This is a genomic window from Streptomyces sp. NBC_00461, from assembly GCF_036013935.1.
Lineage (GTDB): Bacteria > Actinomycetota > Actinomycetes > Streptomycetales > Streptomycetaceae > Streptomyces.
The window spans coordinates 5,122,203-5,145,370 of sequence record NZ_CP107902.1 but is presented as its reverse complement, the minus strand read 5'-3'; the positions used below and the strand labels follow the sequence as shown (position 1 = coordinate 5,145,370).

Below are 23,168 nucleotides of genomic sequence, written 5' to 3'. Positions count from 1 at the left end.
GGACCCGCCGAAGCAGGGGGTCGAGGGGGTCGGAACCGGCGTCACGCCCGCTCGGGACCGCTGCCCGAGTAACCCTGCCGACAGGGGTGAAACGCCGGAAGGACGGCACGGCACCGCGAGGGCGGGAACGGTCACAGAGGAGGCTGTGCGGGTGCGGGGCCGAGGGTGGTGGTGCCGGGGGCCGTACGGTGGCCGAGGCCCGTCCGGTACGCGTCCAGGGCCGCCTCCACCCGGCCGGTACGGCGCAGCAGATCGCCGAGCAGCCGGCACAGGTCGGCCAGGTCGCCGGCGGCACCGGCCCGCTCCAGCAGACTCAGCGCACGGACGTAGTGCTCCTCGGCGGCCTCCGTGTCGCGGGTGTCCTCGGCGATGATGCCGAGGAGGCGGTGGGCGGCGGCGGAGTGCAGGGCGCCGCGTTCGGGGCTGAGGTCGCTGAGCACGTCGTGCAGGAGGGCCGCGGCCTCGTCGGACCTGCCGCGCCGGTGCAGTACGTCGGCGAGTTCGACGGCGACCTGGCTGCTGTAGAGGGCGGCGCGCTTGGCACAGAGCATGGTGAGCGCCTGCCTCAACTCGCCCTCCGCGCGCTCCAGTTCGCCGTTCTGCGCGCACACGTATCCGCGCATCCAATGGCAGTTGGCCAGCTCGGTGCGCAGCTGGAGTGTCCGGTACAGCTCGGCGGCCTTGGCGAGCGAGGCGTCGGCCTCGTTGATGCGGCCCTCGGCGAGCAGGGTGCGGGCGACCGAGCGGTGCATACGGGCGACGAGCGCCGGGTCGCCGGACTGCGGGGCCAGCGCGAGCGCGAACTCGGCGGCCTGGGCGGCCCGGGCGTGGGCGCCCATGTCCATGTAAGGGCCGATGACGCTGGCGTAGAGCAGCAGGAGCGCGTCCGGATCGTGCAGTCCGCCGCGGTTGAGCTCGTCGAGCGTGGACTCCAGCAGGTAGACGGCGTAGCGGAGTTCACCGGCCAGGTAGTGGGAGACGGCGCGGCCGCGCAGGGCGGGTACCCGGGCGGGCAGCGGAACGTCGGCGAGGGCCTGCTCGGTGCGCTCGAAGAACCGCCGGGCGGCGGCCAGTTCACCGGTGTCCAGGGCGCACTCGCCGAGACCGAGCAGCGCGACGGCCGCCACGTCGGTCAGCTCGTTCTCCTCGGCCTCGGCGAGCAGCGCCGCGTACTGCTCCGCGGCCCGTTCGGCCTCCCCGGAGGCGAGCGTGCGCTGTGCCTCGGTCAGCCTGAGCCGCAGGTCGGTGGCGAGACGGGCCGGGCGCCCGGTGACCAGCTCGTCGTAGGCGATCCCGAGGCGCTCGGCGATGTGCCTGAGCGCGCCGTCGGAGGGCCGCACCCGTCCGGCCTCCAGGGTGGAGATGTACGCGGGGGTGTAGGCGGGCTCCGCCAACTGCCTCTGTGTCAGTCCTCGTTCGGCCCGCAGTTGCTGCACTCTGCGCCCGATGGTCACCGGATCGTCACGTTCCGACACGCCAACTCCCCCTGGCCCTCTTGCCGTTCACCCTCGCCGACCCCTAGGTTAAACCGCGGATTAAGCATGCTTAATGCATTGCTGTTCTTCGCTGTTCTTCCCTGTTCTTCGCTGCTGTTGCGAGGTCGCGATGCTCGAACGCACGGGCACCACTGGGCGTTACACCAGAGGCTTCACCGCCGCGCTCGTCGCCGTGGCGGCCCTGGTCCTGGCGGCGAACGCGGGCCCGGCGAGGGCGGCGACCGAGCAGCCGCAGGCCCCGGCCGCGGTCGGCATCAGCACCACCTCCGGGTAGTCCTCCGGACCGGACCTCCGACAGCCCTTCAGGCAGCCCTCCTGATGGCGGGAGGGCGAGGCATTCAGCCCCCGCACACCGTCCGGTACGGCGCCTCCGGCACATACGTCCGCCACTGCGCCCGCGTCAGTTCGGCGCCGCCCGCCCGCGCGCACACCGCCCGGAGCGCCTGCTCGGGGTCGACCGTGTACCGCTGGAGCGGAACGTGCGCGCTTCCGGCGTACAGGGTCCTGCCGTCGGAGCCGAAGGCGAGTGAGTCGATCGCGTCGCCCGCCGTGGTCAGCGGGCCGCCGAGGGGCTGTTCGGTCGCCACGTCCCACAGCTGGAGGCTGCCCGCGGCCCCGCCGACGGCCAGCGTGCGCCCGTCGGGGCTGAAGGCGACCGCGCTCACGCCCTCGGGGTCGGTGCCGTACGGGGCGGGGAAGACGCTGCGCAGAACGCCCTCGCGGTGGGCGAGGTCCCCGTCCCACAGGGCGACCCGTCCCGTCTGGTCGCCGGCCGCCAGCAGGGAGCCGTCGGCGGTGAAGGCCAGCGCGCCGGTCTCGTCGCCCTGCACGAGGTCGTGTCCGCCGGCCCGGCCCGAGGGCAGGCGGACCGCCCGGCCATCGCCGACCAGCAGCTCTCCGTCGGGGCGGACGGCGAGGTGGCTGCCGGTCACGCCGTTCAGGACCGTCGTACGGTGCCGGCGCGAGACGTCCCACACCTCGTCGGCCAGGTCGCCGATGTCCGGGGTGCGGGCGGCGCTCAGGGTGCGGCCGTCCGGGCCGAGGGCGATGTCGATCAGCGCCCCGCCAGGCAGGTCCAGCGAGGTCACGGCCCGCCCGTGCGGCACGTCCCAGATGTGGACCGGCTGCGCGACGACCAGTCGGCCGGGCGCCGAGACGCCGTACGCGAAGCGGGTGCCGTCGGGGCTGAACGCGGCCAGCGACAGGGTGTCGGCGGGGACGGCGGGCAGGGTGGGGTCCTTGGAGACGGGGACGCGTACCGGTGGCAGGGTCCGCAGGACGCGGTCGTCCGTGGTCGCGTGGAGCCGGAAGACGTACCGGTCGCCGGTGCGCTCGGCGGTGGCGTAGGTGCGGCCGTCGGGGCTGAACCGCACGTCGGACGCCGGGGTGGAGCGCCAGCCGGAGGTGACGGCCTCCCGCAGGTCGAGGGTGTGGACGGTGCCGCCCTCCACATAGCGCAGGATGCGGCCGTCCCGGTCCCAGACCGGGTCGCGGCGCAGGTGCTGGTTGTTCAGTGCGTAGCGGAAGACGGGTGCGTCGGTGGCCGCCAGGCGCCACACCCGGATCTCCGTACGGTCGGCGGTCGCCAGGAAGGCGCCGTCCTGGCTGAAGGCGGCGTACTGCACCCCGGGGTCGTCGAGGTCGGCGATCCGCCGGCCCGTGCGGGTGTCCCAGATGCGGACCCCGGTGCCGGTGGCGGCGGCCAGCCGGTCGCCGGCGAGCACGAGGAAGGTGCCGATGCCCTCCTCGCAGACGTGGTCGTGCTGCCAGGCGCCGGTCACCACGCGGTGCGCGGACGTGTCCCACACCTGCGGGGTGCCCCCGTTGGCGCAGGCGGCCGCGAGCCGTCCGTCGCCGCTCACCGCCGTCATCGCGGCGTCGGGTGCCGGGGTGTCGAAGAGCACGCGGCCGTCCGTGACCGAGCGGAGCCGCAGCCGGTCCCCCTCGGTGGTCAGGAAGGACTGTCCGTCGCCGGTGAAGAAGAGGTCACCGACGCCGTGCACGGCCTGGGATCCGCCGGTCCAGCGGCCGGTGGCCGTGTCCCACAGCCGTACGCCGTCGGGCATGTCGACCCTGAACACCCGGGCGTCCGGGCCGGCCCCGCCGACGGTGCCCTCGGGCACCCGGCCCGAGCCGACGGCGCGGTGCGTGGTCACGTTCCAGGTGCGCCAGGAGCGGCCCTGTGCGCTGAGCAGGACGCGCCCGGTGTCGGCGAGCGTGCGCTGGGTCTCGTCGCCGGGCGCGGGGTCGGTGAAGGTGCCCGTCTCCGGCTGGGCGAGGGAGCCGAGCAGCGCGCGGCGGGTCTCGGGCAGTTCGGCGACGCGCCAGGAGGCGGCGCCGAGCAGCAGCGCGGTGCGCGGGTCGGTGGTGCGCAGCGCGTCGGCGATCTCGGCGACGCGGCGGGCCGCGGACTGGGTGCGCTGCCGCTGGTTGTCCGTGTACTCGCGCCAGACGGCGAAGCCCGTCAGCAGGGCGACCGCGACGACCGCGGACAGCGACGCGGTCAGGATGCGGTGTCTGCGGCTGATCCGGGCGGCGGCCAGCACCTCCGTCTCGCGGACCTCGAACGAGGCGGTGAGGAAGGAGCGTTCCGGCGCCGTCAGCGCGGGGTCGGTCGGATGGTCGGGGAACAGTTCCTCGGCGCGGGCCAGCCGGGTGCCCCGGTAGAGGGCGCCGGGGTCGCGGTCGTGCTCCAGCCAGGTGCGGACCGCGTCCGCGAGCATCCGGTGGTGGCGCAGCCGTTCGCGGTCCTGCTCGATCCAGCCGTGCAGCCGGGGCCAGCAGGTGATGAGCGCCTCGTGGGCGAGCTGCACGCCGTCCTCGTCGGCGGTCAGCAGCCGGGCGCCGGTGAGCCGTTCCACGACGACCGGCACGTCCGGGTCCGCCCACTCCTCCAGCTCGGGCCGGCTGAGCGGGCGCCGGGTGTCGGGGGTGCCCTGGCCGGGCTCGACCATGCGCAGCAGCAGATGCCGCGCGGTGCGGGCCTGGGCCGGCGACAGGCCGCCGTGGACCTCCTCGGCACTCGCCGCGATCGCGCCGCGCACTCCGCCGGCGGCCTCGTATCCGGCGAGGGAGAGCATCCGGCCCTTGCGGCGGCGCCAGGTCTCCAGCAGGACGTGCGAGAGCATCGGCAGGCCGCCGGGCTCGTCGAGGACCTCGTCCACCAGGCGGACGGTCAGCGTCCGCTCGACGAGGCAGCCGACCGCCTGGGCCGGTCCGACCACCGCCTCCCGCAGCTCCTCCGCGGTCATCGGGCCGAGCAGCAGCGCGGCACCCTGCAACGCGTCCGCCAGTTCCCGGTGCTCGCCGCAGCGGGTGTAGAAGTCGGCGCGTACGGCGACCAGCACGCGCAGCCTGCTGGCCGGGTCGCGGGCGGCGAGCAGCAGGTCGATGAAGCGTGAGCGCTCCCGCGGGTCGCGGCAGAGGGTGAAGGCCTCCTCGAACTGGTCGACGACGACCCAGCTCTCCGGCTCGTCGTCGGCCGGGGCGAGAAGGTGGCCGTAGGTCGCGGCGGGCGTCGGGCCGGGGGTGAGGATGCGCAGTGTGGCGGGACAGCCGCGGTCCGCGATCTCCGCCTGAAGCCGGGGGATCAGTCCGGCCCGCAGCAGGGACGACTTCCCGCTGCCCGAGGGGCCGAACAGCACCGCGAACCGGTGCTCGCACACCAACTTCCCGACCTCGTCGACCACACGGTCCCGGCCGAAGAACAGATGCTGGTCGGCCGGTTCGAAGCGGGCCAGGCCCCGGTACGGCGACGGCGCGTCCTCGTCGGGCTCGACGGGGGCCCGGCTCGCCTCCTCCTCCGCTTCCTTCCAGCGGGGCACCCACTCGGAGGGGTCGCCGGCGCAGGCACGCACGTATCCCTCGACGACGGCGAGGGACGGCAACCGCTCGCCGGCGGCGGCCTGTGACAGCGTTGTCGCGGAGAAGCCCGCCACCTTGGCCATGGCCCGGTAGGAAGGACCACCGGCGGTCCGGCGCAGCTCCCGCAAATCGTGCGCGAGCCGCTGCACGGGACCGGCCTGCGGGTCCAGCGGTCTCTCGGGACGCCCCATGCGCTCCTACCTCCGTAGACCTGGCGAGAGCGACATCAGGAGCGATGACCGTACGGGTCGCCAGGAAACCGTCGAGTGCAACGAGGATGACGGGTGGGTGGAGGGGACGGTTTCATGTCACCGTGCTTTTCGCGTCACAGGTTGATTTCCCCGGCGAACAGGGGCTGCCGATCAACGCCTCCCTTGCGAGTCTCGGTCGTGGCACCGGCCGATCCCCCCGCGGTCGCGGGGTCCGCAGTGGAGGAGAACCCAACCCCATGCCCACCAGCACCCTGCGCCGGCTCGGCTTCTGGGTGACCGTCTCGTCCGCGCTCGCCGCAGTGATCGCGGTGTCCGGGCTGCCGTCACTCGCCACGGCCGCCTCCGCCCCGACCAGGGCGGGGCAGGTGCGGATCGTCGACCGGTCCTGCCCGATCGTTCCGCCTTGATCAACTCTCCCCGATCGGCTTGATCAGTTCGGCAAAAGCTCGTCCCCAGTTAGCAGAAAAGCCTTTCCGTCCCACGCTCGACTTGCCAGTCTTCGGCTCGCCTGCCGGATGTCATGTCCGGAACGAGTGGACCGTCGACTGGAGCCCCCCATGCCCCGAGCAGTCACCAGCACGAGGACGTCCCGCCTCGCCCGAGCCGCCGCCGTCGCGGGCAGCGCCGCCGCCCTGGCCCTCGCCCTGCCGGGCAGCGCCTCGGCGGGCGTGCTGCAGAACCTGCCGGAGAACGCGACCGCGTTCCAGAAGAACTTCGAGCCCCTGTACGACTACGACACGGACAGCTGCTACCCGGCCGCCGCCATCGACCCGAGCGGCACCCTCAACGGCGGCCTCAATCCGACCGGCCCGATCACCGGCGAGTGCCGCTCCGGCCACCTCGGCCAGGCCAACACCTACTCGCGGGCCAAGTGCAACAACGGCTGGTGCGGGATCGTCTACGCCAGCTACTTCGAGAAGGACGAGGCATCGCCGGGCATCGGCCACCGCCACGACTGGGAGTGCATGGTCGTGTGGGTGAAGCAGGGCGCCGACACCCCGTCGTACCTGTCCGCCTCCGCCCACGGCGGCTTCAGCACGCACCCGATCGCCGACGTGCCGATGAGCGGACAGCGCGTCGAGGCCGTCTACCACAAGGACGGCGCGTCCACCCACGCCTTCCGCTTCGCCAAGTGGGGCGAAACGCCGGAGAACGACACGGGTGCCTGGCACCAGGAGAACCTGATCACCTGGGACAACCTGGCGTCCAACCTCCGCGACATCCTGAACGCCTCCGACTGGGGCAACGCCAACTTCCCGCTCCAGGACGCCAAGTTCGCCGACCACCTCAACAAGGCCAAGCCGAGCGGCATCACGTTCGACCCGTACGCCTGAGCCGTGCGGCGGTCGCGGAGTCGACTGCTGCGCTGACCGGGATTGATTGCGCCGACGAAACGGGGTGCCGATCGACTCCGCGACCACGAAGGTCGATACCGGCCCCCGCAGCCACGGCCGCCGACGCACACTCCCCCCTGGCGTCGGCGGCCGCTTTGCGTACGCTGCGTGGATGACCTCTGCCGCCGCGCGCACCGCCCTCGGCCTCACCGCGGATCTCCCGGTCGCCGACCTCGAGGACTTCTACCGGGACCTGCACCGGCACCCCGAGCTGTCCCTCCAGGAACACCGCACGGCCGCCAGGCTCTCCGAGCGGCTCGCCAAGGCGGGGTACGAGACCGCCGAGGGCATCGGCGGCACCGGAGTCGCCGGGCTGCTGCGCAACGGCGACGGGCCCGTCGTCCTCCTGCGCGCCGACATGGACGCGCTGCCCGTCCAGGAGGAGACCGGGCTGCCGTACGCCTCCGAGGTGCCCGGTGTGATGCACGCCTGCGGGCACGATCTGCACGTGACCTGGCTGGCGGGCGCGGCCGAGGCACTGGCCGCCGGGCGGGACGCCTGGTCCGGGACGCTGCTCGTGGTGGGCCAGCCCGCCGAGGAGACCGGACAGGGCGCGGCACGGATGGTCGCGGACGGGCTGTACGAACGCTTCGTACGGCCCGACGTGCTGCTCGGGCAGCATGCGGCACCCGGCCCGGTCGGGTTCTACGCCCACTCGCCGGGCCTGATCATGTCGGCGTCGACCGACCTCGACATCGTCGTGCACGGCACGGGCGGACACGGTTCGCGGCCGGAGACGACCGTCGACCCGGTGGTGACGGCCGCGTACCTGGTGACCCGGCTGCAGACGGTCGTCTCCCGGGAGATCGCCGCCCGCGAGTCCGCGGTGCTGACCGTCGGGCGGATCGAGGCGGGCACCCGGCACAACATCATCCCGTCCGAGGCGCGCATCTCCCTCAACCTGCGCACCCAGTCCGACGAGGTGCGCGAGCGGATGATCGCCGCGATCCGGCGCATCGCGGCCGGCGAGGCGCTCGCCGCCGGATGCCCGCGGGAGCCCGAGGTGACCGTGGGCGCGACCTTCCCGGTGACCATGAACGACGCGGACACCGACCGCCGGATCGCGGCCGTGCACGAGGAGGTGCTCGGGGCGGGGACGGTGCTGGACTTCGGCCCCGTGATGGGCAGCGAGGACTTCCCGTATCTGGCGCAGGGCCAGATCCCGTACTCCTACTGGTTCGTCACGACGACCCCGGCCGAGGTGTGGGACGCGGCGCCCGGCACCGACCTGATGGAGAAGTTCCTGGCCGTCCCGAGCAACCACAGCCCTCGCTTCGGGCCGGATCTGTCGACGATCACCCCGGGCGTGCGGACCCTGGTCTCGGCCGCCCTCGAATACCTCGCCCAGCCCGCCTAGCCCTGCGTCTGCAGCTGCCGCAACTGTCGCTGGACGTGGTCCAGTGCGCCCTGCCGACGCCCCGGCACCCGGGCGCGCAGGTCGGCGAGCGACGCCCCGAGCTCCCGCGCCGCCGTCGCGTCCCGGACCTGCCCCCACTGGTGGTGCGCCCGGTCCACGGCCGCCTCGACGGCTGCCGTGTCCGGGCCCTGCCCCGCCGACAACCGCGCGACGGCCACGCCCAGCCAGGTACGGCAGCTGCGCGAGGGATCCCCGGCGAACATCGCCAGGTCCGCCCGCACCTCGGCCCAGTGCAGGGCCTGTTCGGACCCGGGCCCGTGCGCCTGCACGGCGGCTTGTTCGTGGTGGGCGGCGAGGGCATCGGCGTCGGGATGGCGCCCGGACCGGACGGCGACGGAGATGGCGGAGTGCGGATCGCCCTCACCGGCCGCACCGCTGTGGCGCCGGTCGGCATCAGTCAGCCCGTCAATCAGCCCGTCCGGCGTTTGAGGACGAGGCCGTTCAGGCCGGTACGGGGGTCCGGGGGCGAAGCCCCCGGGGACGGCGGCCCCCGCGACACCCGCCGCCGCCAGCACGAGGTCCGCATACCCGTCCACGCCCACCCGGGCCAACGCCTGCTGATGCAGCTCCGCCAGTTCGGGCCGGTGGCCACTGCGCAGGATCGTCGCCACGGCCTTCATATACGTCGGCACAGCGACCGTGCGCCGGGACGGCGGCGGCGCGATACGCCCGTAGACGGCGTTGTTGCGCCCGCAGTCGATCGGGTTCGCCCGCAGCCACTCCCAGGTCTCGTGGTCCGCGTGCAGGTCGAGGACGAGGGTCGTGGATCCGGCCGCGCGCAGCCGCAGTTCCTCCCGGATCCAGTGCCAGGGCAGAGCCGTGTAGCGCACCGTCGAGGGCGTCGTGCGGGCCAGCGCCAGGTGGGGCAGCCGCTGGCGCCGGTCGAGTTGCAGCTGTCCGGCGACGAAGACCGTGAGCGGCCCGGGGGCAGCCGCGGCCGCCCGCAGCCGGGTGAGCACGGCCTGCGGCTCCAGCGGGTCGGCGAGTTCGACGACGTTGGCCGTCTCCGTCCCGGACAGGACGCCCGGCGGGACCGCCGCGAGTACGGGGAGCACGGACGCCGCGTCCACCAAACAGCCCTTGCCCGCCGGGGATGCGGCGAGCAACAGCACGGTTCCCGGCATCGTTCCCTCCCCATCCCCCGTCGATCACTTAGGCAGCACCGTAACCGCTGCGGCTGCAAAGGTGGGTCTCAGGACTGCAAACGACCGTGCTCCGCCTCCGCCGCCACGACCTGACGAACGGCCCGTCGAACGGCGAAGACCGTCGTGTCGTCGGCCAGCCGGCCGCCGCAGTGCCGCACCGTGCGGTCCCGTACGAAGGCGACCAGGCGCCGGGGTTCGGCGGTGCGGGGGTCGGCGGCGACGGCCCGGGCGACGTCGTCGGCGAGCGGGTAGAACGCCCCGGCGGCGTCCCTGGCCTCGGTCACCCCGTCGGTGGTCAACAGCAGGGTCTCGCCGGGCGCGAGGGGCACGCGGTGCACGTGCGGCCGGCCGTCGGCGGCGAGTTCGACGAGGCCGAGCGGGAGGCCGTCGCCCGGCGGCAGGGACCGTACGCCGCCGGAGCCGACGACCAGCGGGGGATCGTGACCGAACAGCATCACGTCCACCGTGCCGGGGTCGGCCTCGGGGAAGCCGAGCAGCGCGGCGGTGGCGAAACGGTCTCCGTCGTCGCGGCCGAGGGCGGTGGTGTGCTCGCGGTGCCGCAACATCCGTACCTCCAACCGGGCGCCGACCGTGGCCAGTTCGGCCTGGTGGTAGCCGGCTTCGCGGAACGTGCCGAGCAGTGCGGCCGCCGCCTCGACCGCGCCGAGGCCCTTGCCCTGGACGTCACCGAGCAGCGCCCGGGTGCCGTGCGGTCCGGGCTGGATGTCGTAGAAGTCGCCGCCGACCCGGGCGTCGACGTCGGCGGTGAGATAGACGGCGGCGTGGTCGAGGCCGCCCCAGTCGGGCGGGAGCGGGCGCAGCACGGTGCGGCGGATGGTCTCGGCGACGTCCCGCATGTGCAGCATGCGCCGCTCCCCGCGCATCCGGACCGCGCAGGCCAGGGTGGCCAGCACGCCGCCGACGGCGACGAGGATGAAGTCGGGCAGACCGGTCCGGTACTGGTGCGGCCAGGCGTTGTCCGCGAGGACGTAGGTGACCAGCGCGAGCACGGCGAAGACGGCCGTGCCCCACACCCCGCAGATCGCGGCGGCGATACCCGGCACGAGCACGATCCAGGAGATGATCCGGAACTCGCCGGTGGTGTTGAAGTCGGCGATCGTGATGGCCACCAGGAGCAGTGCGGGCGGCACCCAGGCGACACTCCGGCCCCGCATCCGCAGCAGCTGGTGCCGCCGCACAGCGTCCGTGTGCCCGGCCCGCGGCCGCCGGTCGAGCACCTTCGTCATGGGCCCCAGAGAAACATGTCCCCCCTTCCCGCGCATCCGGGCTGCCGGCCGACTTGCCAGGGCCTGTCCCCAGGTGTGCTCTGGTAGTCGGGGGCGAGGAGAGAGAGGAGCGCTCTCATGGCTCATGCGGCACCCACGTCCGGCGGAGTGATGGGCAAGGCCAGGCAGAACCGCGCGGCCCGGCCCACCCGCACGCCCGACCTGTTCGACGAGCGGGTCCATGCGGCGGGGCGGTACGGGATCCCCGTCGTACTCGGACTCCTCTACGGCTTCTGGGCGGCGGCCAACCGGCGCGGCGGCGGCGAGATCACGGGCTGGAACATCCTGTTCGGCTTCGTCACCGCGGCCGCGTTCATCGTGCTGTGCATCGCCGTCGCGACGTTCGCGCCGCTGCTGAAGCGGGAACTGCACTCCCTGGTCAAGTCGGGGTTCGCCGGCGCCGCGGTCGGCTTCCTCTACAGCCAGACCGGCGAGTCGATCTACCGGTCGGTGGCGCTGGGCGTGTTCGTCACGGCCGTCGTCTTCGCGGTGTTCTTCTACCGCTACTACACACGCGAGGACGCCACGGGCAACCGCGTCCGCTGACGGGCCCGCTCCTGCCCGACAGGCGAACCCGACCGACCCGTCCACCCCTGCCCGACGGGCGAGTGCGGCGCGTGCGTCCAGCGCCGGGCAGGCGTGCGAGTGCGGCGTACCCGTCTGCCCCTGACCGACGCGCGAAGGGGCGCGCCCGTCCGCCCCTGACCGACGGGCGAGTGCATAGCACCCATCCACCGCTGACCGACGGGCGAAAGCCACCCACCCGTCCGCCGGTGACCGGCGGGCGAGTGCGGCGCGCCCGTCCGCCCCTGACCGACGGGCGAATGCGGCGCGCGCGTCCAGCGCCGGGCGGGCGGGCGAATGCGGCCCACGCGCCCGTCCAGTACCGGGCGGACGTGCGAATGCGGCACACCCCACGCGCCCGTCCGGCACCGGGCGGGCGTGCGAGTGCCGCGAACCCGTCCAGCGCTGACGCGCGGGCAAGCGCGGCCCACCCATCCGCCCCGACGGGCGCCCACGTGCGGTGCACCCATTTGGAGTCGTACCGTTCGCGCGCGCCGCCGCCGGGCCGTTGGCTGGAGGGGTGGCCCCACGTCCTGCGCGACTGCGGAGCGCCCTGTCGGCGGCACTGATCGCCCTCGCCTGCCTGTTCGCGCCGTGCGGCGCGCTCGCGGCCTGGGCGGCGTACGACCTCGCCGACACGGGGCGCTACGTCACGACCATGGCGCCGCTGGCCGCGGACCCGGCCGTGCGCAACGCCATCGCGGACACCGTCGGCGCCGGAATCATGGACCAGGTCGACGACCGGGTGGACGTCCGGCCGCTGCGGGGCACCGTGCGCCCCTTCGTGCACGACGCGGTCCACTCCTTCACCGGTACCGAGACCTTCCGGCTGGCCTGGGACTCCGCGAACAGGGCCGTCCACGACGCCGTACTGCGCGCCCTGCACGACGAGAGCGAACGGGACGTCACCGTCGACCTCGCCCCCGTCACCGCCCAGGTCAAGCGTCAACTCGCCGTGGACCACGTGCCGTTCGCGAACCGTATCCCGGTCGAGCACACCGAGGTCTCCGTCATCCCGGTCCAGGAACTGGACCGGCTCCGGAAGGGATTCCACGTGCTGGAAGTCGCCGGTTTCTGGCTGCCCGTCGCCGCCGTCGTCCTCGCCGTCTCCGGAATCGCCGTCGCCACCTGCCGCCGCCGCGCGATCACCGCGACCGCGCTCGGCACGGCGCTCGGCGGCGCGCTGCTCGCGCTCGCCATCACGATCGGCCGCCGCCTCACCCTCGCCGACCTCCCCGAGGAGGCCCACCAGTCGGCCGCGGGCGCCGTCTACGACGCCCTCACCGCGACCCTGCGCCAGGCGTCCTGGCTCCTGGTCGCCCTCGGCCTGACGGTCGCGCTCGCCACCTGGCTCAGCCGCCGGGTGCACGTGCGAGTACAGGGCCAGGCACCGGAGGACGGGCCGCTCAGTGCGGATCCAGCGGCTGCCGACCTGAACATGCCCCATGACCATGGCGTCCACGGGCGACCCTGGTGACCCCTCGCCCGGCGCAGGACGCGCGACGCCAAGGACCTGAGCGCCTTCTTCACCGGCGCCCGCGGCAACCTGTCCGGCCCGCGGCGGACAGCGCGAGTACGACCTCGACTCGACCTGCTCAGCGGAGGCTACGGGCGTCTCCCGCGACCTCGGCAAGCGTCCGCAACGCCCGCCGCAGGTCCGGCACGGTGGCCGACGCGAGCCCGAGTCTGACGGCGGCCGGGGTGCGGTGCGGGTCGACGGTGAAGGCGGGGCCCGGCGTGACGGCGATGCCGTGTCCGGCGGCCGCGGCCGTGAAGGTGTCCGCGCGCCAGGGGGCGGGGAGTTCCCACCAGGCGAAGTAGGCCCGCGGATCGGACCGTATGCGGAAACCGGCGAGCTGCTCGGCGACCAGCCGCTGTCGCAGCGCCGCGTCCTCGCGTTTCGCCGCCACCAGCCGCCGCACCGTCCCGTCCCCGATCCACCGCACGCCCGCCTCCAGCGCGAACCGCCCGGCACTCCACCCTCCCGACCGCACGGCCGCCGCCACCGCCTGCGCCCGATGCGGCGGTACGACGAGGAAGCCGACCGTCAGGCCGGGCGCGACCCGCTTGGAGAGGCCGTCGACGACGTGGGTGAGGTGCGGGGCGAGCGCGGCGAAGGGGGCGTCCCCCGCCTCGTCGAGGAAGGACCAGATGCGGTCCTCGACAACGGGGAGCCCCAACTCGTCCACCACAAGGGCCAGTTGCCTGCGACGCTCGGTGCTCATGGTCACGGACGTGGGGTTGTGCAGCGTCGGCTGGACGTAGAGGGCGGACAGCCGGGCGCCCGCGACGGCCTCCGGACGCAGGCCCTCGTGGTCCGTGGGGAGCGGGACGAGGGTGATGCCGAGCCGGGCCGCGACCTCCTTGACCAGCGGGTACGTCAGCGCTTCGACACCGACCCGGCCGCCCGGCCGGACCAGGGAGGCCAGCGCGCCGGCGATGGCCTGGCGGGCGTTGCCGGTGAAGATCACCTGGCCGGGGGCCGGGCGCCAGCCGGGCGTGGCGAGCAGGGCCGCCACCGCCTCGCGGGGCGCCGCGGTGCCGGTGGCGGACGCCGGACGCAACGCCTCGGTGAGGACGTCGGGGCGCAGCAGCGGGGCGAGGGCGGCGGCGAGCAGCTCCGACTGACCGGGCGCGGAAGGGTAGTTGAGCTCCATGTTCACCGGGGCCGCGGTCGCCGGTTCGATGAGCCCACGCCCCGTGGGTCCCGTACCGGCGGCCCGCACGAAGGTGCCGCGACCGACCTCGCCGACGACCAGCCCCCGCCGCACCAGCTCGCCGTACGCCCGCTCCGCCGTCGAGGCGGCGATCCCGTACCGACGGGCGAACTTCCGCTGCGGAGGCAGCCGTTCGCCCGGCCGGAGCCGTCCGGCGGTGATGTCGTCGGCGATGCGGTCGGCGATACGCCGGTACGCGTCCACGAGCCAAGCCCCCCTGCTGTCATTGCACCGAGGGCAAAGATCTTATTGCACCGAAGAGTTGGGCCGACCTAGGGTCGGGGCCATGGCAGTCCAGGCAGTCCCTCTCGTTCTGATCCACGGCCACCCCTTCGACCGCACGATGTGGAACCCGCAGCTGGAGGCGTTCTCCGCCGCCCGCCGGGTGATCGCCCCCGACCTGCGCGGCTACGGCGCCTCCCCGGCCTCCCCCGCGATCACCCGCTTCGAGCAGTTCGCCGACGACATCAGGACACTGCTCGACGACCTGAAGGTGGAGACCTGTGTCCTGGCCGGCCTCTCCATGGGCGGCCAGATCGTGATGGACTTCTACCGGCGGTTCCCCGACCGCGTCCGCGGCCTGGTCCTCGCCGACACCTTCCCGGCCGCCGACACGGCCGAGGGCGTCCGCGTCCGCCACGCCACGGCGGACCGGCTGCTGCGCGAGGGCATGGGCGGATACGCCGACGACGTACTGGAGAAGATGGTCGCGCCGTACGCCGACGCGCGGGTCAAGGCCCACGTCCACGGCATGATGACGGCCACCTCCCCGCAGGGCGCCGCGGCGGCCCTGCGCGCCCGCGCCGCCCGCCCCGACTACCGCGAGCTGCTGACGACCGTCACGGTCCCGGCCCTGGTGGTCGTGGGCTCCGACGACACCTTCACCCCGGTCTCCGACGCCGAGGCGATGCACGCGGCCCTGCCCGACTCGACCCTCCACGTCATCGAGGCCACGGCCCACATGCCGAACCTGGAGAGGCCGAAGGAGTTCAACGAGGCGTTGGACCAGTTCCTGGCGCGAGTGGACCTGCGCCCGTAATGTCGTGTCGGTGACCATTCAGCCCGTCCGGCGTACGGGGACGAGGCCCGAGGAGGGCCGCAGCGGGGGTCCGGGGGCCACGGGTCCGCGGAGGTTCGGCGCCGTACTCTGCGGACTGCTTCTGGCCGGTGTGAGTGTCGTCGTCGGCTGCCGCGTCGCCGACAGCGACGGCATCACCCCCGTCCCCCAGGTCCTCGCCTTCCTGCCCTGGCTCCTCGCCCCGGCCGGATGCGCCCTCCTGCTCGCGCTGCTCGCCCGCTGGCGGCTGGGGATGGTCTGGTCGCTTGTCGTCCTCGGGATGCTGGCGTGGTTCATCGAGCCGTACGGGAAGACGGACGATCCCGGCGGCACCCCGCTCGCCGAGTTCAAGGTGCTGACCTCGAACGTCGAGTTCGGACGCGGCACCGCCTCCCTCGTCCCCGTGATCCGCGGCGACAGGCCGGACATCGTGTTCGTGGAGGAGTGCGAGTACACCTGCCAGGCCCGGCTGAAGCAGGAGTTCGGCGCCGACTACCCCTACCGGCAGGCGGTGGCGGCCGGCGGCTCCGAGGGGTCGGTCATCCTCAGCCGCTTCCCGCTCAAGGGCACGGCGGACCTGCCCGGCACCATGGGCATGCCCGGCGCCGTCGCCGACGTGCGCGGCCATGCCGTACGCCTCCAACTGGCGCACCCCATGCCGCCGTTGCCCGGCCAGGTCGGCCTCTGGCGCCGGGAACTCGGGCGGCTGCGGGACACGGCCGCCGCCACCCGCACGCCCATGGTCCTGGCCGGCGACTTCAACGCCTCCCAGGACCACGCCGCCTTCCGCCGCATCCTCGACACCGGCATGCGCGACGCCGCCCGGCTCGCGGGCCACGACCGCACGCCCAGCTGGCCCGCCCGCACCGCGCCGACGTTCGGCGCCCAGATCGACCACGTACTGGTCTCCCGGGACTTCTCCGCGAGCAGCGCCCGTTTCGTGGGCGTGGCCGAATCCGACCACCGTGCACTGCTGGTGGACATCACACTCCACCAGCGCCCGCACTGAGGCCGGCACTACGGCCGGGGCACTGGGGTCGTCGCCGGAACGGACGAGTGCGGCCGCCCCGTGCAGGAGGGCGGCCGCACCATGTGGGGGGTGGCGTCCGGCGGGAGTGCCTAGCGGGACTTGTGCAGCGCCTTGTCGAGGGCCGCCTGGAAGCCGCCGGCCCACAGCTGGTTGACGCGGGCTCGCTCGTTGGCGTCCGGGCTGGAGTTCGTGCAGGACGGGCCGGGGCCGCCGCCCGACATCAGCTCGCTGCACGGGCCTTCGTAGTGGTCGGGCAGACCGAGGACGTGGCCGGTCTCGTGGGCGGTGACGCGCGTGGAGTCGTACTCCTGGTTCTGCGCGTAGTCGAGGAAGACGTAGCCGCCGCCGTGACCGTCGGTCGAGGCGTACGAACCGCGGGAGTCGTTGCCCTCGCGGTAGCTGAAGTCGGCGTTCGAGCCCGACTGGAGCTTCACGTTCGACACCGAGCTGTTCCATATCTGGGCGCTGCGGGCTATCTGGGCGCTGAACGTCGGCGCTCCCGAGGCGTTGTAGACGACCGTGACGGCCGCCGCGCTGCTCGGGTGGGCGGCGCGCTTCTCGGCGACGGACCTGACGACCGCCTGGAAGAACGCCTGGTTTGCCTTGGCCTCGGCGGGAGACCCGGTATAGCCGGAGTACGAGGCGGGAGCCGGGGCAGCGGCGGCGGGCACCGCCGCGCCGAGACCGAAGGCGGCAAGGCTGAGGCCGACCGCCGCCGTGAGGATGGATGTGGACATGGAGGTGCGCTTGCGCATCGATGACTCCTAGGTGGGGGGTGAGTCAGTCGTCATCGGTGAGTTTCGGCGCCTGCGGGATCACTGTGATGATGGCAACCGCCGATAGCACGCCCCTATCACCCCGATCGCCGATCGCGCGGATTTCTTCAAACACCCAATTCGGGTGTGTCGGGCGGGGTTTGTGCGTCTGGTGAAACCTTTGATTCCGCTTTACGCTCCGAGGGCATGGACCTCGAGGTGCGACACCTCCGCGCGCTGTGCGCCATAGCCGACACCGGCAGTCTGCACCGCGCCGCACGTCAACTGGGCGTTGCCCAGCCGTCGTTGAGCACGCAACTGCGTCGTATCGAGCAGGAGCTGGGCGGCGCGCTGTTCGTCCGCGCCCGCACCGGCTGCCGGCCCACGCCGCTGGGCAGCCTGGTGCTGAGCCGCGCCCGCCCGCTGGTGGCCGAGATGCGCTCCCTGGTGAGCGAGGCACGGGCCGCCGCGACGGGCGGTCCCGAGCTGCGCGTCGGCTCCACCGCGAGCAAGGCCCTGGCGGGCTGGCTGCGCCGGCTGCGCGCCCGCGGCCAGGACCCCACCCTCCACATGAACGTCTCCCCGAACGCCCTGCTGCGCATGGTCGCCGACGGCCAGCTCGACGTCGCCTTCGTGCACGAGGTCGAGGGCAGCCCCCTGCGCATCCCCGAGGGCCTGCGGCTGCGCACCCTGATGGAACGCGAGCCGCAGTTCGTGTACTTGTCGGCCGACCACCCGGCGACCGCGCACCCCGTGGTCGACGTCGGCGAACTGGCCGGCGACCGCTGGATGATCGACCCCACGGTGGACGGCGAGTGGGACGCCGTCCAGCGCATGTTCCGCGGGGCGGGCATCAACCCGCACGTCCTGCACGGCGACTACCACACGGCCACCGCGCTGGTCGCGACCGGCGAGGTGGTCACCGTCTGCCAGCCGACCACCCTCTCCCACCCCGACATGGCGGTACGCCGCCTCCAGGGCGACCCGCTCGGCGTACGCCTGCTGCTGGCGGCCCGCACGGAGACAGACCTGGACGGCGCACTGCCCGCACTGGAGGAGGCGTACTGGGACTCGGCCCACCAGGCACCGGCGTATCGGGAGTGGCTGGAAGGGGAGGGTGCGGGGGGTGCGCCGGGCATGCAGTCCCCGGTACCGGCCCTCCCTTAGTTAAGGAACGGCGGCACGGGAAGTCGACATGGGCCTACGCGCGCGACACTTGCTGCGGCAAACCCTGGAGGTTCAACATGTCGTGTGATACTCGCATAATCCATGTGCTGCCCACAGTGTCGTGAGGTTGTGCCCTCCTTTGGTCACCCCCTCCCGTTGTGGAAGTGAACGCCCGTGAAACAGAGCAGCCGTCGGCCCGGTCGGCCCGAACGCCCCCTCGATCCCGATGCGGGGCCCGTGCAGTGTTTCGCCCATGAGCTGCGGTCACTGCGCGAGGCCGCCGGGTCCCCCTCGTACAGGGCGATGGCGGAGCTTGCCGGTGTCTCGGTGGCCGCGCTGTCGCGGGCCGCGTCGGGGGAGCGGTTGCCGTCGGCGGCGGTGGTGCGGGCGTACGCGCGGGCGTGCGGTGCCGAACCCGGCGTATGGGAAAGGCGGTTGCGGGCGGCGGCCGAGGAGACGGTGCCGTACTGCCCGGCGGAGGGGGAGTCGCCCTACCAGGGGCTGGCGCGGTTCGAACCGGGGGACCGGGAGCTGTTCTTCGGGCGGGCCCGGCTGTCCGAGGACGCGGTGCGGCTGATGCGGGAGCACCGGTTCGCGGCGCTGGTCGGCGCTTCCGGCAGCGGCAAGTCCTCCCTGTTGCGGGCCGGGGTGACGCCCCGGCTCGAGACCCTGGTCCAGGAGATGGGCTGCGGTGCGGAGGTGCGGCTGATCACGCCGAGCGCTCGGCCCGCGGCCACCCACGGAGGGATGCTGGCGCCCGGGCGGGACGGGCCGCATCGCGTGGTCGTGGTGGACCAGTTCGAGGAGATCTTCACGCTCTGCCGGGACCGGACCGAACGGTGGCGGTTCGTCGAGCAGTTGCTGGCCGCCAGGGAGCCGGACGCCAACCTGCGGGTGGTCGTCGCCGTGGGCAGCGGCTACCACGACCGGTGCGTCGAGCACCCCGGGCTGGCGGAGGCCCTGTGCGACGCCACCCTGACCGTCACCGCCATGAACCGGGAGGAACTGCGGGACGCCGTCGTCCGACCGGCCACGGCGGTCGGCCTGCGGGTGGAGCGGGAACTCACCGCACGGATCGTCGAGGAGGCCGCCGACCGGCCCGGCGCCCTGCCGATGGTGTCGCACGCCCTGCAGGAGACCTGGCGGCGCAGACGCAGCGGAGTGCTCACCCTGGCCGGCTACGAGACGGCCGGCGGCGTCCACGGGGCGATCGCCGCGGCGGCCGAGGAGGTGTACGGCCGGTTCTCCGTCGGCCAGGCCGACACTGCCCGGCGGCTCCTGCTGACGCTCGTCGCCCCCGGTGACGGCGGCCCCGACAGCGGTCGTCCGGTTCGCCGCGCCGATCTGCGCGAGTGGCCGGACCCCGAGGTGCCCGTCGTCCTCGAACGCCTCGCGTGCGCCCGGCTCGTCACCCTCGGCGAGGAGAGCGTCGAGCTCGCCCACGAGGCCCTGATCACCGGCTGGCCCCGGCTCCGGGCGTGGATCGAGGAGAACCGCGAGCGGCTACGCCTGCACCGGCACCTCACCGAGTCCGCCCGCCTCTGGCAGGAGCGCGACCGTGACCCCGGCGCCTTGTACCGGGGTGTCCATCTCGCGATGGCCGACGCGCTGTTCACCCGCGGCACGCACGAGGACGACCTCACCGCGCGCGAGCGGGCCTTCCTCAGCGCCTCCCGCGTCGCCGAGTTCATGGAACGCTGGACGGCCGCCCGGATGCGGCGCCGGATACGGATGTTGGCCGTCGCGCTGTCCTGCGTTCTCGGTGGAGCGCTGGTCGCCGGGCAGATCGCGTGGCACGAGCGGGGCGTGGCCGACGGGGAACGGGCCCTCGCCGGGGCCCGCCTCGCGGCCGGCCTCGCCGACCCCCGGGGGGCCGCCGACCCCCGCACCCGGACCCTGCTCAGCATCGCCGCCTGGCGGCTGGCCCCGCTGCCCGAGAGCCGCGCCGCGTTGTACGACGCCCTGTCCGAACCCGAGCGGGACGCCTTCACCGTCCCCCGGCAGAGCAACGGCTCCCGGTACTTCCTCACCTCCTCCGGCCACACCCTGCTCGACGTGGGCGGCGGCCTCTGGGAGGCCTGGGACGTGGGCACACACCGGCGCATCGGATCAGGGCGGCTGCCGGACGCACCGGTGAGCGCGGTCAGCCCTGACGGGGAGACCCTCGTGCTGGGCGGGGAGGGCGGGCAACGGTTGTGGCGTCTGTCTGTGGGGCAGGGGGGCGACGAGGGGCTCACCGGGGGCAGTGGTGACGGCGCGGGGGCCGGTGGGAGTGACGCGAGGGATGGGGGCCACGGCGCGGAGGCCGGCGGTAGTGCGGGGGCCGACACGGATCGCGCGGGTCTCGGCGACAGCGGCACTGGTGCCGGCCAGGGCTTCGGTCTGCGCTCCGCCGGGAGCGGCTACGTCGTGAACGGCCCTGGTTCCACGACCCAGTTGCGTGCCTTCGCCGACGACCGACTGCTGTTCGAGACGGCCGCGGCCGATGCCGTCGTGCCGAGTGCGGGGGCCCGGCTGGCCGCCGTGTGCGCGCGGGGCCGGCTGCTCGCGGTGCGGGATCTCGTGCGTCGGCACACCCTGCGGGGGGCCTGGCGGAGCTCGTCGTCGGTGGACTGCTCGTCCCTCGCGTTCGACAGCGGGGGGACGCGACTCGCCGCTGTCACGGATACCGGCGTACGCGTCTGGGACCTCGCCTCGGGGCGGCAACTCGCCGACCTCGCCCGGCCGGACGGCCGCTCCCTCGCCTTCACCTCCGACGGACGGTTCCTCGCGGTCGCCGCGCAGAGCGAGGTGACCGTATGGCGGCTCACGGCGCCGCACGCGCCCGTGTTCGGCCGGCCCCTGGCCGACGGGCCCGTCACCGCCCTCGCCTGGGACCCCGGCTCCCCCACCCTGCGCTACCTCGCCGGAAGCACGGTCCACACGCTCGACCTCTCGACCCCGCTCACCCCCGCGTGGCAGGACCGGCGGCTCGACGGTGAGTTGCTCAGCCCCGACGGCCGCCTGCTGGCCACCGCCCAGCGCGACGGAGGGGGTTACCGCTTCCAGCTCCGGGACACCGGTACCGGCCGGGTCCTCGCCCGGCTTCCCCCGGCGGGGAACGGGCGGCCGCTTATGGCCTTCAGCCCCGACGGGCGGTTCTTCTCCTACGGCGTCACCGTCCCGTCGTACGACATCGGCGGCCCCTCCGCCCGGAAGGCGCCCGCCACCCGGATCGTGGTCTGGGACGTGCCGGGCCGTCACAGACAGGCCGAACTCGGCCTGGCCGCGGAGCCGTCCGCCCCGGAGGTGCGCTCGATCGCGCTCACCGCCGGCGGCCGGGAACTCCTGCTCACCCGGGCCACGGCCACCGGCTCGCTCACCGGTGAGGTGTGGAACACCGCCCGGGGTACGCGCACCGGCGCCCTGGCCGCGGCGGTGAAGTCCGTCCTGGCCGCCGGTTTCACCGGCCCGGCCGCGGCCCTGCCCTTCGGACTGCACGCCGGTGTGCCGCTCGGCGGCGCGGAGGTCCTCGCGCTCGGCCCCGACGGCGTCCGCCTGGCCGTCGGCGGCCCCTCCGGCGGTGTCACCGTCTGGCGCGGCCGCCGCGAACGGCAACGGGAGGCCGTCGTCCCGGCCCCCGCCGGAGCCCTCGGCTCCCCTGTCACCGCCCTCGCCTTCAGCCCCGACGGCCGTGCCCTCGCGGTGGGATACGGCTCCGGCGCCCTCCGGCTCTGGGACCTCGCCGCCCGGCAGCCCCTCGGCGGCGGCCTCGACACCCCGGGTGACACGATCCGCTCCCTCGCCTTCAGCGCGGACGGGGGCTCCCTGTACGCCGGCGGCGGCCACGTCCCCCTCCAGCGGCACGCCATCGCCCCCGCGCAGGTCGCCACCCGGCTCTGCGCCCGGGCCGGACGCGACCTCTCCGGCACCGAATGGCGCACCTACCTTCCCGACGTGCCCTACCGCAACCTCTGCGACCTGCCCGCCACCGGCCCGGCGACGGACTCCGACCCGGCACCGGCACCGGCACCCGTGCGGACGCAGGAGCCGGGCATGTCGGGGTCCGCACGGACCGGCACACCGATGCCCGCAACTCCCGCCCGGCGGGCACCGCGAGAGACCGGAGCCCATGGCGGGCACCCGATCGCCCGGCCCTCCGGAACGCCGTCCAGGGCCACCCCCCAGCACCACCCCTGGTCCGCATCACCGCGGCACATCACGGAGCACCGACCGCTGACGCACTGCTTCGAGCGGTCACCGGGCCTCCGCGTCCTCCCCCATGAACGGGAGATGAGCACGGGATCACAACTCCCTCTGTCCGCCCCCAAAGAGTTGTCTACGGCTCTGACCTGCATTGATCAACAAATCTGCGGCTCCGAGAGTGGTTCGTGCCCGGCGGCCCCTCCCGTCGGAATCCATCCCGATCTGGAGTGATCGATGGCTTACACACGACGCACGACCGGTTCCCGTAAGCGCATGTTCCGCACGGCGGGGGTCATCGGGGCCCTCGCCCTCGGCGCCTCGCTGATGGCGGCCCCCCAGGCCTCCGCCGACGACAGCCCCACCACCCAGCAGCTCCTGGACGCGTGCTCGTGGGCGGACTCCTGCACGTTCCACCCCACCTCCTATTGGACCTACACCGGCCCGACCCACCAGGTCGGCTCCACCGCGTTCAACTGCGCGAGCCAGACCAACCAGCACCGGATCGACTGGTCGGACACGACCGCCTCCACCAACTCGGTCGGAGTCTCGATCTCCGTCGGGGTCAAGTTCTGGGCCGTCTACGAGGCCGAGGTCGAGGCCAGCTACGGTCACACCTGGACGACCTCGCACACCGACACCGAGAGCGACACGGTCAACATCCCGGCCGGCCGCAAGGGCTGGATCGAGCGCGGCACCGCCAAGCAGCAGGCCACGGGCTGGTACGAGCTCCACTTCGGCAGCCGCTACTACGGCCACTACATCTGGTACATCAACAACTACCAGTCGTCCGGCTTCAACAACGACCAACCCAGTACGGGGTTCATCAACTTCAAGGACGCCGAGATGACCTCGGGTGAGCGCTCCGCCCACTGCGGCTGA

Annotated in this window: 17 protein-coding genes; 11 read left to right on the top strand and 6 right to left on the bottom strand. The window is 73.6% G+C overall.

What is annotated here, in order from left to right:
• Positions 1-131: 131 nt before the first annotated feature.
• Complete coding sequence (locus tag OG870_RS24085) at positions 132-1,475, bottom strand: helix-turn-helix domain-containing protein (protein ID WP_266518118.1); 1,344 nt, start codon at positions 1,473-1,475, stop codon at positions 132-134.
• A 130-nt stretch (positions 1,476-1,605) separates the two neighbouring features.
• Between OG870_RS24085 and OG870_RS24080 the strand changes: the two genes are divergently transcribed.
• Positions 1,606-1,770 carry a hypothetical protein gene (locus OG870_RS24080; protein ID WP_266518114.1) on the top strand — a complete coding sequence of 55 codons (165 nt, stop codon included), beginning with the start codon at positions 1,606-1,608 and terminating at the stop codon, positions 1,768-1,770.
• Between the two features lie 64 nt (positions 1,771-1,834).
• On the opposite strand, the gene OG870_RS24075 is transcribed toward OG870_RS24080, so the two are convergent.
• The gene (locus OG870_RS24075; RefSeq protein ID WP_266839299.1) at positions 1,835-5,551 is read right to left on the bottom strand and encodes an nSTAND1 domain-containing NTPase; all 3,717 of its coding nucleotides are present in this window, start codon (positions 5,549-5,551) and stop codon (positions 1,835-1,837) included.
• Between the two features lie 257 nt (positions 5,552-5,808).
• Between OG870_RS24075 and OG870_RS24070 the strand changes: the two genes are divergently transcribed.
• The 3 genes from OG870_RS24070 (at position 5,809) to OG870_RS24060 (ending at position 8,323) form a co-directional block, all read left to right on the top strand.
• Positions 5,809-5,979, top strand: a complete 171-nt coding sequence (locus tag OG870_RS24070) for a hypothetical protein (protein WP_266582997.1) — start codon at positions 5,809-5,811, stop codon at positions 5,977-5,979.
• A gap of 150 nt (positions 5,980-6,129) precedes the next feature.
• The gene (locus OG870_RS24065) at positions 6,130-6,906 is read left to right on the top strand and encodes an NPP1 family protein (RefSeq protein WP_266582999.1); all 777 of its coding nucleotides are present in this window, start codon (positions 6,130-6,132) and stop codon (positions 6,904-6,906) included.
• A gap of 172 nt (positions 6,907-7,078) precedes the next feature.
• Positions 7,079-8,323, top strand: a complete 1,245-nt coding sequence (locus OG870_RS24060) for an amidohydrolase (RefSeq protein ID WP_266583000.1) — start codon at positions 7,079-7,081, stop codon at positions 8,321-8,323.
• Here OG870_RS24060 and OG870_RS24055 read toward each other — a convergent pair.
• A complete protein-coding gene (locus OG870_RS24055; protein WP_266583002.1) occupies positions 8,320-9,507 on the bottom strand; it encodes a hypothetical protein in 1,188 nt (395 codons plus the stop codon). The two genes, OG870_RS24060 and OG870_RS24055, sit on opposite strands and share 4 nt — an antisense overlap.
• Before the next feature lie 68 nt (positions 9,508-9,575).
• Positions 9,576-10,775: a PP2C family protein-serine/threonine phosphatase gene (locus OG870_RS24050; RefSeq protein ID WP_266583004.1), complete on the bottom strand. Its 1,200-nt coding sequence runs from the start codon at positions 10,773-10,775 to the stop codon at positions 9,576-9,578.
• A gap of 117 nt (positions 10,776-10,892) precedes the next feature.
• On the opposite strand from OG870_RS24050, the gene OG870_RS24045 reads away from it, so the two are divergent.
• On the top strand, positions 10,893-11,360 hold the full coding sequence (locus tag OG870_RS24045) for a hypothetical protein (protein WP_266839306.1): 468 nt from the start codon (positions 10,893-10,895) through the stop codon (positions 11,358-11,360).
• A 538-nt stretch (positions 11,361-11,898) separates the two neighbouring features.
• Entirely contained in the window at positions 11,899-12,855 is a 957-nt protein-coding gene (locus tag OG870_RS24040) for a hypothetical protein (protein ID WP_266518093.1), read from the top strand.
• A gap of 118 nt (positions 12,856-12,973) precedes the next feature.
• On the opposite strand, the gene OG870_RS24035 is transcribed toward OG870_RS24040, so the two are convergent.
• On the bottom strand, positions 12,974-14,299 hold the full coding sequence (locus OG870_RS24035; RefSeq protein ID WP_266839308.1) for an aminotransferase-like domain-containing protein: 1,326 nt from the start codon (positions 14,297-14,299) through the stop codon (positions 12,974-12,976).
• 82 nt (positions 14,300-14,381) lie between these two features.
• Between OG870_RS24035 and OG870_RS24030 the strand changes: the two genes are divergently transcribed.
• Both OG870_RS24030 and OG870_RS24025 read left to right on the top strand, forming a co-directional pair.
• Positions 14,382-15,134 carry an alpha/beta fold hydrolase gene (locus tag OG870_RS24030; protein WP_266583008.1) on the top strand — a complete coding sequence of 251 codons (753 nt, stop codon included), beginning with the start codon at positions 14,382-14,384 and terminating at the stop codon, positions 15,132-15,134.
• Between the two features lie 115 nt (positions 15,135-15,249).
• Positions 15,250-16,161, top strand: a complete 912-nt coding sequence (locus OG870_RS24025) for an endonuclease/exonuclease/phosphatase family protein (RefSeq protein WP_266842110.1) — start codon at positions 15,250-15,252, stop codon at positions 16,159-16,161.
• Between the two features lie 110 nt (positions 16,162-16,271).
• Here the strand turns inward: OG870_RS24025 and snpA are convergent, their stop codons facing one another.
• Complete coding sequence (snpA, locus tag OG870_RS24020) at positions 16,272-16,937, bottom strand: snapalysin (RefSeq protein WP_266518087.1); 666 nt, start codon at positions 16,935-16,937, stop codon at positions 16,272-16,274.
• 207 nt (positions 16,938-17,144) lie between these two features.
• On the opposite strand from snpA, the gene OG870_RS24015 reads away from it, so the two are divergent.
• The 3 genes from OG870_RS24015 (at position 17,145) to OG870_RS24005 (ending at position 23,168) form a co-directional block, all read left to right on the top strand.
• Positions 17,145-18,104, top strand: a complete 960-nt coding sequence (locus OG870_RS24015) for a LysR family transcriptional regulator (RefSeq protein WP_266518084.1) — start codon at positions 17,145-17,147, stop codon at positions 18,102-18,104.
• 174 nt (positions 18,105-18,278) lie between these two features.
• The gene (locus tag OG870_RS24010) at positions 18,279-22,520 is read left to right on the top strand and encodes an nSTAND1 domain-containing NTPase (RefSeq protein ID WP_327691402.1); all 4,242 of its coding nucleotides are present in this window, start codon (positions 18,279-18,281) and stop codon (positions 22,518-22,520) included.
• A gap of 3 nt (positions 22,521-22,523) precedes the next feature.
• Entirely contained in the window at positions 22,524-23,168 is a 645-nt protein-coding gene (locus tag OG870_RS24005) for a hypothetical protein (RefSeq protein ID WP_266518075.1), read from the top strand.